The organism is Accumulibacter sp., from assembly GCF_029255125.1.
Classification (GTDB): domain Bacteria; phylum Pseudomonadota; class Gammaproteobacteria; order Burkholderiales; family Rhodocyclaceae; genus Accumulibacter.
The window spans coordinates 1-10278 of sequence record NZ_JAPUVR010000121.1 but is presented as its reverse complement, the minus strand read 5'-3'; the positions used below and the strand labels follow the sequence as shown (position 1 = coordinate 10278).

The 10278-nt window shown below is 63.0% G+C and carries 9 protein-coding genes and 2 pseudogenes; all 11 read left to right on the top strand.

The window, feature by feature from the left end; translation table 11 throughout:
- Positions 1-136: 136 nt before the first annotated feature.
- The 11 genes and pseudogenes from Q1L59_RS12570 to Q1L59_RS12520 all read left to right on the top strand — a co-directional run bounded on the left by Q1L59_RS12570 (position 137) and on the right by Q1L59_RS12520 (position 9791).
- A complete protein-coding gene (locus tag Q1L59_RS12570) occupies positions 137-301 on the top strand; it encodes a hypothetical protein (protein ID WP_300332676.1) in 165 nt (54 codons plus the stop codon).
- Complete coding sequence (locus tag Q1L59_RS12565; protein WP_300332674.1) at positions 285-2498, top strand: fused MFS/spermidine synthase; 2214 nt, start codon at positions 285-287, stop codon at positions 2496-2498. Before Q1L59_RS12570 ends, Q1L59_RS12565 begins: the two co-directional genes overlap by 17 nt.
- A 503-nt stretch (positions 2499-3001) precedes the next feature.
- A pseudogene (locus tag Q1L59_RS12560) lies at positions 3002-3240 on the top strand (hypothetical protein); the annotation flags it as partial.
- Positions 3240-4634 carry a DUF3696 domain-containing protein gene (locus tag Q1L59_RS12555; protein ID WP_300332672.1) on the top strand — a complete coding sequence of 465 codons (1395 nt, stop codon included), beginning with the start codon at positions 3240-3242 and terminating at the stop codon, positions 4632-4634. The pseudogene Q1L59_RS12560 and the gene Q1L59_RS12555, both read left to right, overlap by 1 nt.
- Positions 4631-5164: a hypothetical protein gene (locus Q1L59_RS12550; RefSeq protein ID WP_300332670.1), complete on the top strand. Its 534-nt coding sequence runs from the start codon at positions 4631-4633 to the stop codon at positions 5162-5164. The genes Q1L59_RS12555 and Q1L59_RS12550 overlap by 4 nt, the downstream gene beginning before the upstream one ends.
- A gap of 3 nt (positions 5165-5167) precedes the next feature.
- Positions 5168-5869: an RNA ligase family protein gene (locus Q1L59_RS12545; protein WP_300332668.1), complete on the top strand. Its 702-nt coding sequence runs from the start codon at positions 5168-5170 to the stop codon at positions 5867-5869.
- Positions 5870-6085: 216 nt separating this feature from the next.
- A pseudogene (locus Q1L59_RS12540) lies at positions 6086-6283 on the top strand (transposase zinc-binding domain-containing protein); the annotation flags it as partial.
- A gap of 96 nt (positions 6284-6379) precedes the next feature.
- On the top strand, positions 6380-6634 hold the full coding sequence (locus Q1L59_RS12535; protein WP_300332700.1) for a transposase: 255 nt from the start codon (positions 6380-6382) through the stop codon (positions 6632-6634).
- Between the two features lie 728 nt (positions 6635-7362).
- Complete coding sequence (locus Q1L59_RS12530) at positions 7363-7515, top strand: hypothetical protein (protein WP_300332666.1); 153 nt, start codon at positions 7363-7365, stop codon at positions 7513-7515.
- The gene (locus tag Q1L59_RS12525) at positions 7516-9231 is read left to right on the top strand and encodes an ATP-binding protein (protein WP_366145654.1); all 1716 of its coding nucleotides are present in this window, start codon (positions 7516-7518) and stop codon (positions 9229-9231) included.
- Positions 9228-9791, top strand: a complete 564-nt coding sequence (locus tag Q1L59_RS12520) for a hypothetical protein (RefSeq protein ID WP_300332664.1) — start codon at positions 9228-9230, stop codon at positions 9789-9791. The genes Q1L59_RS12525 and Q1L59_RS12520 overlap by 4 nt, the downstream gene beginning before the upstream one ends.
- The last annotated feature ends 487 nt before the right edge of the window (positions 9792-10278 follow it).

The window sequence follows — 10278 nt, the reverse complement described above, 5'->3', positions numbered from 1 at the left end:
GATCGGCTTTCCGGTTGCTGCGCGCTGGCGCAGTAGCAAAAAGCAAGGCGCCCGGGGCGCCGGTAGGCGAGGGCAGCCGCCGTCGCCGACAGCCCCCCGGGCCGCCGCCTTGCCCTTTCCCGCAGGAGTGCGAGCGATGAACCGCGAGATCACTCGCCCCGCTGCCACGCGCCGGCCGCCGCAATGGCCGCTGCCCGGCGCCAGCGCCTGGGGCGAAGACCGTTACGGGCTCTGGCCAGCCGCCGACCAGCCGCCGACCGCCCACACGCGCTGCGGCGCACTCAATGACGAGAAAGATTGAATCGATGATGAACCCATCCGCCAGCGGGGCGGCGACCGCCGTTGACCGCCGATCCGTCGTGCTTTTCGCGCTCACCGTCTTCGTCAGCGCTTATCTGCTCTTTCAGGTGCAACCGCTGATCAGCAAGTTCATTCTGCCCTGGTTCGGCGGCAGTCCTTCGGTGTGGACGGCGGCGATGCTGTTTTTTCAGTGCGTGCTGTTCGGCGGCTACGTCTATGCGCATCTCGTTTCGCACTATGCCTTGCCGCGCGTGCAGTCGTGGCTGCACATCGCCTTGTTGGCCGGCGCCGCGCTGCTCGCCTTCTTCGTCATCCCCGGCGAGAGCCTGAAGCCGAGCGGCGCGGAAGATCCGATCGGCCGCATCCTGCTCCTGCTCGGCGTCAGCGTCGGGCTGCCGTATTTCTGTCTGGCCACCACCGGGCCGCTGATCCAGTACTGGTACACGCAGGTCTTTCCCGGCCGTTCCGCGTATCGCCTGTACGCGCTGTCGAATCTCGGCTCGTTTCTCGCTTTGCTCTCTTTTCCCTATCTCTTCGAGCCGAATTTCGAGCTCACCCGCATGGGGCACTTCTGGACGGTCGGCTTCTGGATCTTTGCCGCGCTGTGCGCCACCGTGACCGTATGGATGCATCGTCTGAGCCACCGCCGGCCGATTCACCTCGCTCCCGCGCCGGCCGCGCCGGAGGTGAGCGTCGAGCCGATCGCGCTGCGCCGGCGGATTTCCTGGGTGGCGCTGCCGGCGCTGGCTTCGCTCGCCTTCATCGCGACCACCGATCACGTCAGCCACAACGTCGCCCCGGAGCCGCGCCTGTGGATCGCGGCGCTCGGCCTGTATCTGCTCACCTTTATCGTCACTTTCGATCATCCGCGCTGGTACCGGCGCGGCTGGGTGGCGGCCGCCGTGCTGATCACCACCGTTCTGCTCAGCGGGCGCAAGGAGATTCCGGACTGGTTCGGCCTGGAGCTCGATTTCGGCGTCGCCGGCATGCGCTGGAGCCACCTGATCGTCATGTTCCTCGCCTGCCTGATGGCGCATGGCGAGCTCTACCGGCGTCGCCCGGCGAATCCACGACACCTGACCGAGTTCTATCTCTGGATGTCGTTCGGCGGCGCCTGCGGCGGCCTCTTCGTCGCGCTGGTGGCGACGAATTTCTTCGCCGACTACTACGAATGGTCGCTCTTCCTGCTCGCCGCGATCGGCCTCGGCTGCATCGTTCTCGCTCAGGAAGCGGCGGCTGCCGGTCGCCGGCTGACCGGCGTCCTGCTTGCCGTCTTCCTCCTCTTCGGCGGCGCGGTGCTCTACTGGGAAGACCCGCTGCACTGGCGTTCCGCTTCCGACGACGAGTACACCGAGACCCTCACCCATCAGTCGCGTAATTTCTACGGCACGGTTTCGGTCGCCGAGCGGCGCTATCGCGACGATCCGACAAAGGACTACCGGGTGTTCTTCAGCGGCCAGGTGACGCATGGCGTGCAGTTCCTCGACCCGGCAAAGCGTCGGCAGCCGACCACGTACTACTCGGAAGGCAGCGGCGTCGGCGAAACGCTGCGTTACGCGATGGAGAAGAAGCCCAGCCTGCGCGTGGCGATCATCGGCCTCGGCGCCGGCACGCTGGCCACCTACGCTCGCGACACCGACGACTACGACCTCTACGAAATCAATCCGCAGGTGGTGGAGGTGGCGACCCGCTGGTTCGACAACGTGCCGCAGTGCCGGGCGCGAACGAAGCAGATCATTCTCGGCGACGCGCGCCTGAAGATGGCCGAGTTGCCGGCGGATGTCCGCTACGACGTGATCGCGCTCGACGCCTTTTCCGGCGGCTCGGTGCCCATCCATCTGCTCACCAAAGAGGCATTCGACATCTATCGCCGCCACCTGAAGCCGGATGGCTTCATCGCCGCGCACATCACCAACGCCTATCTCAACCTCTACCCGGTGGTCAAACGCCAGGCCGAACACCTGAACATCGGTTTCCGCAACAAATACCAGCCGGGCCAGCCCGAGCGCAGGATTCGCCACAACCAGTATTTCGTGATGACCAACGATGCCGAATACCTGCGCCGCTACCCGTCGGTCAATCGCCAGTATTTCGACCCGAACGGCAAGCTGATCGGCACCCAGGACCCGAATCTGCCGGACGTGCCGCTGTGGACCGACCATTTCAGCAGCCTGAACCGTATCGAGATCGACGATTGATCCCCGGCACCCGCGCCATCGGACGGCAGCCGGCGACTTCCGCCGCGGCGTGGCGAGCCCGCCCGGCCGCCCGGGATCGATCGATCGATGTTCACCATGGATCGATCGATGTCTGGGATGGAACGATCGATCTTCGGGGTTGATCGATCCATGTTTACGGTTGATCGATCGATGTTCCGCATTGATCGATCAACCTCCGGCATTGATCGATCCATGTTTGAGATCGATCGATCAACCTCCAGCATTGATCGATCGATGTTCGGGATTGATCGATCAACCTCCAGCATTGATCGATCGATGTTCGGCATTGATCGATCAACCTCCGGCATTGATCGATCGATGTTCGGGATTGATCGATCAACCTCCGGCATTGATCGATCGATCTGCGCGATTGATCTTTCCATGTCCGCAATGGATCGCCCCATCGCCGGAGTTGATCGATCGAGCGCATGGCTTCGGCCGTCAAGCCCGCCAAGGGCGGCGTTCTGCCACTGCGAGCGGGCCGCCGCGCCCGCCTGCGCACCGAAATCAACGCTTACTATGCCCGGCTGTACGGCCTTGATCGTGCGACCGTGATGAGCTGCGCCACATCCTCGACCCCGCCGACGTAATGGGCGAAGATTACCCCTCGGAAGTTTTCCGCGTGCTCAGGAACAACGAACAGCGCGAATTCGGCGAATACTGCACCCGCCGGCTCGTGCTGGCTGCGTGGGACCCACTGGAATCAGGAGATTTGCACTGATGCTGACGTCGCTTTGTGTCATGAATTTCAAGGCTTGGCGAGACTCGAAAGAGTTTCGTCTGGCGCCGCTCACGGTGATTTTTGGCGCCAACAGCGCCGGCAAGAGCAGTCTCGGCCATCTGTTGCTGGCGCTGAAGCAAACGGTGCTTTCCCCCGACCGCAAACGCGCTCTACATCTGGGGGATGACAAGTCCTTGATCGATCTCGGCACGCTTGCGGAGTGCCTGCACAATCACGATCTGAAAAACCCGTTGCAGTTTGCCCTGGGGTGGGACTTCCCCGGCAAGATGGAATTTCGCGATCCACTGACGCCAAGCCGGTTCGCTGGCGATGGTTTGCGCCTGGCGGCGACACTACAAGCCGATGCCAGGGAACAGCCGAGTGTTCGGCGGATTGCGTACAGCCTGATGCTGGGTAAAGAGCCTTGTCTTTGCATCGAATACAGGCGCAACGAGAACAACAAGTTCGAGATCACATCGAACGAATACAAGCTGGTTCGCACCGTGGGGCGCGGTTGGCCGCTCGACGAGCCGGACAAGTTCTACCGGATTTCCGATCAGAGCCGGGCGCGCTTCCAGAATGCCGATTTTCTCTCCGATTTCGCCCTGAGCACGGAGGCGGCGCTCAATAGCATTCACCACCTCGGCCCGCTGCGCGATCATCCAAAACGCATCTATTCGTGGTCGGGCGAGACGCCGGAAAGCGTCGGGGCGCGAGGCGAGTTTTCGGTGGCGGCCATTCTGGCGGCGAGTTCGCGAGGGCGCATGCTGAATCGCGGCCCCAAGAAGCGCCAGGCGCGCTTCGACGAGTTCATCGCGCAATGGCTCAAGGATTTGGGGATCATTCACAGTTTCGCCGTGAAGCCGGTGTCCGAAGGGCGCAAGGAATACGAGGTGCTGGTCAAGACGCACCACGCCAGCAGCGAGGTGAAGATCACCGATGTCGGCTTTGGCGTGTCTCAGGTGCTGCCGGCGCTGGTGCAGGCGTTTTACTGCCCGCGCAATTCCACCGTCTGGATGGAGCAGCCGGAGATTCATCTGCATCCGCAGGTTCAGGCGGAATTGGCCGACGTGTTCATCTCGGCGACGCAAGCCCGCGAGGACGGCAAGGAACGCAATGTTCAGTTGATCGTCGAAAGCCATTCCGAGCATTTCCTGAACCGCTTGCAACGGCGCGTTGCGGAAGGCGAAGTGAAGCCGGACGACGTCGCGATCTACTTCTGCCGCCGCTCCGGCGGCGCCGCCGAACTGGAACCGTTGCGGTTGAATGTGCTCGGCGAAATCGAGAACTGGCCGGAGAATTTCTTCGGCGATGAAATGGCGGATATTTCGGCGCGCACCCTTGCGGCGATGCAGCGACAGATCAATCAGCGCCAGGAGAGCGACGTGCAATGAAGGCGGTGATTGATACCAACGTGCTGCTGGTGGCGAACGGGCAGCATGGCGACGTATCGCGCGAATGCGTGCAGCAGTGCGTGCGCCGCTTGCAGTCCATGCAGAAGGGCGGAATTACGGTCGTCGATGACGGCTACCGGATTTTTCTCGAGTATCAGCAGAAGACGCATCCCAATCAGCCAAAGGGGGTTGGCGATGCTTATCTCAAGTGGCTGTTGCAAAACAAAAACAATCCACGCCATGTTGAGCAGGTATCCGTTACTGTGACCGCAAAGGATACCTTCGAGGAGTTCCCTTGCCCGCAATTGCAGCCGGAATTTGACGCACCGGATCGGAAATTCGTCGCGGTGGCGAACGCGCATCCGGACAAGCCACCCGTCTGGCAGGCCGCCGATTGCAAATGGCTTGATTGGTGGCCGGAGCTAGCAAAACAGGGCGTTCATGTCGATTTTCTGTGCCCCGAGGACGCCTGCCGTTTTTACCGGCGGAAGTTCCCGAACAAGCCGGAACCGAAATTGCCGGCCAAGTGAGCGATGTCTAATTTCTTCCGCTTCCCGCAGACCCCGCACTTCGTCTGGCTGGGCGAAGGCATGCCGCGTGACGACAAGGTGTTGTCGGCAACGGAAGTCAGGTCACTGCTTGCTGACGAGGTGGTGATCGAGGAAAAGCTGGATGGCGCCAATCTGGGCTTTTCGCTTGATACATCGGGCGCGGTTCGGGCGCAGAATCGCGGTCAGTACCTCGAAGCGCCGTATGTCGGCCAGTTTGCTCGTTTGCCGGCATGGCTGGCGCAGCACGAGTCGGGGCTGCATTCCGTCTTGCGGCCGGAGTTGATGCTCTTCGGCGAATGGTGCGCCGCTCGCCATTCGCTGGCGTATGAACGCTTGCCGGATTGGTTTCTGCTCTTCGATGTGTTCGACCGCGACGCCGGCCGGTTCTGGAGTGTGCCGCGACGCAATACGCTGGCGGCGGAGGCCGGCGTGCTGACCGTGCCGACGATTCAACGCGGCATGACGACCGTGAAGGGGTTGATCGATGCAGTGCATTCGCGGCCAAGCCGATACCGGGACGGCGCACTCGAAGGCGTGGTGATTCGTCGGGAGTCGGCGATGTGGTGCGAGAACCGCGCCAAACTCGTTCGTCCGGATTTTACGCAGGCGATTGATTCGCACTGGCGCAAGCGGGCGATTGAATGGAATCGGGTGGATTACGCATCATGTGGGAAAACGGCATGAATCCGCTGCAACGCGCCTTGATCGAGCAAGCGGGCGAATCCCCATGGCTACCCCGCCTGCGCGCCCGCTCGCACAGCCGTCTATCGACGTCGCCGGCCCGAACGTAGTGTGCTCTATGGCACCGTGCAGACCGTGCAGACCGTGCAGACGTACCTCGCCACCTGACTCGAACTCTCCTGCGACAGCCGCCAGGGCGTATCCGGCCCAGCCCATGTCGAACGCGAGTTCCGGCGGTATCTCGAATGCGGGATTCTGGCCCACGGTTTTGCCCGCGCTCGCTGCCGCGATGGTGGTCACGATTTCCTCATCGCCTGGTCGTGCAGAGGTCGCGGGGTCTGTCCCGCATGCAATACCCGGCGAATGGTCGAAACTGCTGCCCGCCTTGCCGACCACGGCTTTCCGCGACTTCCGGTTGCGCAGTGCGTACGGTCGGTTCCCAAGCGCCAGCGTTCCTACCTGCACCACGATCCGACGATAGCGACGCTGGCGCTGCGCATTTTCCTGAGCGTCGTGGAGCAGGCCTTGCGCCGCTCCTGCCCGGCTGCGGCTGCGGCTGCCGTTTCCCGGATCGGCGCGGTGGCCTTCATCCACCGCTTTGGCGCGCTGCGCAATCCGCATGCCCACTTTCACGGCCTCGTCATCGAGGGTGTCTTCACAGCGGACGCCTCGGGAGCGGCGGGCTTTCACGAAAGCCGTACCCCTGAACAGAAGTTGCTCGACGAAGTACAGGCCAGGCTGCGGCGCCGTCTCTGCTGGGCGCACTGACCGGACGTGGCGTGCTGGACCCGGAGGACGCCGAGTCGATGGCAAGCTGGGACCACGCGGGCGGCTTTTCGCTGGACGCCCGCGTGCGCGTCGAAGGCGCCGATCGCCCGGGTCTGGAACGGCTGCGGCGCAACTCGCGCGCGACCGGCCTGCGCAGTGGAGCGGTTGCGGGAAATCGACGCCGAACACCTGGCCTTTGAGAGTATCAAGCCGGGTCCCGGCGGCGGCGTCAGCTTGCTGCTGACGCCGCTCGCGCGGATCGAGCGCATGGCGGCGCTGATTCCACCCCCGCGCCGATCGGCATCGGTACTACGGCGTACAAGGCGCCCAGCGCAGCGCTACGCGCACAGCTCACCGCGCTGGCTGGCGTGAAATACGCAGCGAAAGAGTCCGGGGCCGCGCCGCTTGTGACAGCAACAGAGACGGAGAGGGAGCCTATTGCGGCGCGAATCACCGGCGCAGGAGCGTCGTCCGACAGCGAGCAGCAGGGCGAGCGGCAGGCAGAGGAAGCACTCGCACGTCGCGCAGCGCGCAGCGCGCTACGCCGGGCGTTGCTGCTCGCGCGCGCATCCATGAGGTCTTTCCACCGTCTGTCCACGCTGCGGCGGCGAGATGCGCATCATCGCCTCCATCACCGACGCGTGTGCCGTGCGCGAGATCGTCTCGTACCTGGGCGAGCCGACGTCACCACCGCCTCTAACGCCGGCCCGGGGCCGCCGCTGTGCGAAATGGTCGATGCCGGGCAGGGCGAAGTCGACCCGCAAGCCCAACCGGCACCGCACTACGAATTCGATCCGCGCATCGCCTGGCAAAGGCCGCACGAGAACGATGTCTCGGAACACGCGCTCACCCAGGCGGGCGGGCTTCCGGCACGACGATGATTGATCGCCAGCACGAGCCCCCACTTCGTCGCCGCGCGCCCTTCTCGCGCTGGCGCGCAGCGCGCCGCTGGCGGCAAAAAGGGTCTGGCGGGTCTCCCGCTGCACGTCCATTCGCCCACAAGCGCCACCGAGGTCCATTCGCTTCGGATAGAATCCGGGAAGGTCAAAACCAACCGCATCGCCGGTCAGCCAGACGAAACTGGCCGGGCTCCAACTGGCCGGGCTCCACTTGTCGAAGAGCCTCCCTTCCTGCCCCGACAAGCTGGGCCAGCGCTCCAGGCTGATCCGACGCAGTGCCCGGACCAGGCGCTCTACGACCAGTTCCACGTCAGCGGCAGGCGCAGCCTGCCGAGTGTCGGCAAGTGGGCGCGAGTTGCTGCGGCTCGCAGACGGATTTCATCGCCGCATGTTGGCGGCGGAGGAGAACTCAATATGTTGAGAAGACTGCATCTGAAAGGCGTCGGCCCGGCAAGGGAGTTCGGGCCGGTCGACTTTGCCAGTCGCCTCAATTTTGTTACCGGCGACAATGGCTTGGGGAAGAGCTTCCTGCTCGACACGGCCTGGTGGGTGCTGACGCGCACATGGGCGCGACATGCGGTTGCGCTTCCGCAGAGGAGTGAGAAGAGGCCCGGCATTGCCTATGCGTATTCCAAGTCCACAGCGGGAGACTTCGAAGAAACGAGCTTTTTTGATCGAAGCGAGCAGGCCTGGCTGGTCAAGCCGGGGAGGCCGCCGATACCCGGGGTCGTCATCTATGCTGGGGTCGATGGCAGTTTTTCGGCGTGGGACCCGGCACGCAACTACTGGCAGGACAAGACGTCGCCAAGCTTCGAGCGCCTGAGAGCGTTCAACTTCACGCCAGAGCAGGTGTGGTATGGGCTTGAAGGCGGGGGAGGCATTCGTCATTGCAATGGACTGATTCAGGACTGGGTGCTGTGGCAGAAAAGCCAGGATCCCACCTTTGACGATCTGGCCAAAGTGCTGGCGGCGCTGTCGCCATCGCGCGATGAGCAGCTTCACGCCGGCGATCCGGTTCGGATCGGACTTGACGTCAAGGACTACCCCTCGCTGCGCATGCCCGATGGACAGAATGTCGCGCTGATTCATGCTTCGGCCGGCATGCGTCGCATTGCAGCGCTGGCTTACCTGCTGGTCTGGACGTGGCGGGAACACAAGATTGCTTGCGAGCAAACCGGACGCAAGCCAGCGAAAGAAATCATCTTCCTCGTCGATGAGATCGAGTGTCACCTGCATCCTCAATGGCAACGGCGAATCGTGCCGGCGCTGCTGCGCGTCATGCAGGCGCTGACCGGCAAGAGCGTGCCTGTGCAACTGATCGTCGCGACCCACTCCCCATTGGTTCTGGCTTCTGCGGAGCCGGATTTCGACGACGACCAGGATGCGCTTTTCAATATCGTCCTGCGCGACAAACAAGCTCACATTGAGCGGGCGACCTGGGCCAAGCGGGGCGATGTCGTCGATTGGCTCGTCTCGGATGCTTTTGGCCTTGCTCAGGCCAGGTCGGTGGAGGCAGAGCAGGCGATCGAGGCGGCGGAGGCGTGGATGCGCGGCGAACGGAACCGGTTGCCGGAGAAGTTGGCGACCGAGGCGGCTATCCACGAGGAACTGCTTCGGGTACTGCCTGGGGGCGATCACTTCTGGCCTCGCTGGGTGGTGTGGGTCGACGGGCAGAAAGGGCGACAGGCGAAAGCATGATCCCGGTGCCCCGTATCCCGGAGCCTGCTGACTTTGACAAAGAGTGCCGGCAGAAGGGGATGAAGTGGTTGAAAGCGAATCCGGACGGTACGCGCCCGCGCGATTTCTGGTCGCCGTTCAGAAATGCGCTGGCTGACGGTTTCGCCAATCGCTGCGGCTATGGTGCAATGTGGATTGCCAGCGGGACCGTGGATCACTTCGTCAGCGTGGATGCCGACAAGGCTCAGGCCTATGAGTGGGACAACTATCGGTATCTGGACAACTGGATGAATAGCTGCAAGAGGAATGCGAATGACTTGCTCGATCCTTTCCTGGTCGGCGACGGTTGGTTCGAAATTCTCTTGCCATCGATGCAACTGGTGTTGACCGATGCCGTGCCACCAGCGTTTCGCCAACAGGCGGAAACCACGCTGCAGCGGTTGCGGCTCAGAGACCATGAAACCCTGTTGCGGCAGCGGCGGGAGTGGTATCGGATGTACCAGGAAGATAAGCTTTCCATCGACGGGTTGCGCGAGAAGGCGCCATTGATCGCTGCCGCCGTGGAGAAGCAGTCGCCGTGATGGCGACAGCAGGAAGTCCATGGCAACGAGTGCCCAATGCATCACTCGGATCGCGGATCGCGGATCGCAATGCGCCGCGGGAGACTGTCGCAAGCCTGCAAGCCCGCCCGGCTACTGTTTCCATCCGTTCTCCATGCGTCGGTGAAGGTCACGGTAGTTGTCGCCGGAGCGCATACTGCCATTGGGATACTTTGCGTGCTGCTGAAGCTCTCGCGTGTGGGTAACTTCCGGTCGCCATCGAGGATTTTGCCGGCGAATCTTCCGAGCCCGGCGCGCGCCCTGCAACACTGCCGGACTGGCTGCCGCACGGGCGCTGAACTGCCGCTGACCTGCCGCTGATCCAGTACTGGTACACCCAGGTTTTTCCCGGCCGTTCCGCGTATCGCCTGTACGCGCTGTCGAATCTCGGCTCGTTTCTCGCTTTGCTCTCTTTTCCCTATCTCTTCGAGCCGAATTTCGAGCTCACCCGCATGGGACACTTCTGGAC

Bases quoted from the DNA above. Each gene is read 5' to 3' on its own strand.
- Q1L59_RS12570 (WP_300332676.1), top strand. From the start codon at position 137: ATGAACCGCGAGATCACTCGCCCCGCTGCCACGCGCCGGCCGCCGCAA.
- Q1L59_RS12565 (WP_300332674.1), top strand. From the start codon at position 285: ATGACGAGAAAGATTGAATCGATGATGAACCCATCCGCCAGCGGGGCG.
- Q1L59_RS12555 (WP_300332672.1), top strand. From the start codon at position 3,240: ATGCTGACGTCGCTTTGTGTCATGAATTTCAAGGCTTGGCGAGACTCG.
- Q1L59_RS12550 (WP_300332670.1), top strand. From the start codon at position 4,631: ATGAAGGCGGTGATTGATACCAACGTGCTGCTGGTGGCGAACGGGCAG.
- Q1L59_RS12545 (WP_300332668.1), top strand. From the start codon at position 5,168: ATGTCTAATTTCTTCCGCTTCCCGCAGACCCCGCACTTCGTCTGGCTG.
- Q1L59_RS12530 (WP_300332666.1), top strand. From the start codon at position 7,363: ATGGTCGATGCCGGGCAGGGCGAAGTCGACCCGCAAGCCCAACCGGCA.
- Q1L59_RS12520 (WP_300332664.1), top strand. From the start codon at position 9,228: ATGATCCCGGTGCCCCGTATCCCGGAGCCTGCTGACTTTGACAAAGAG.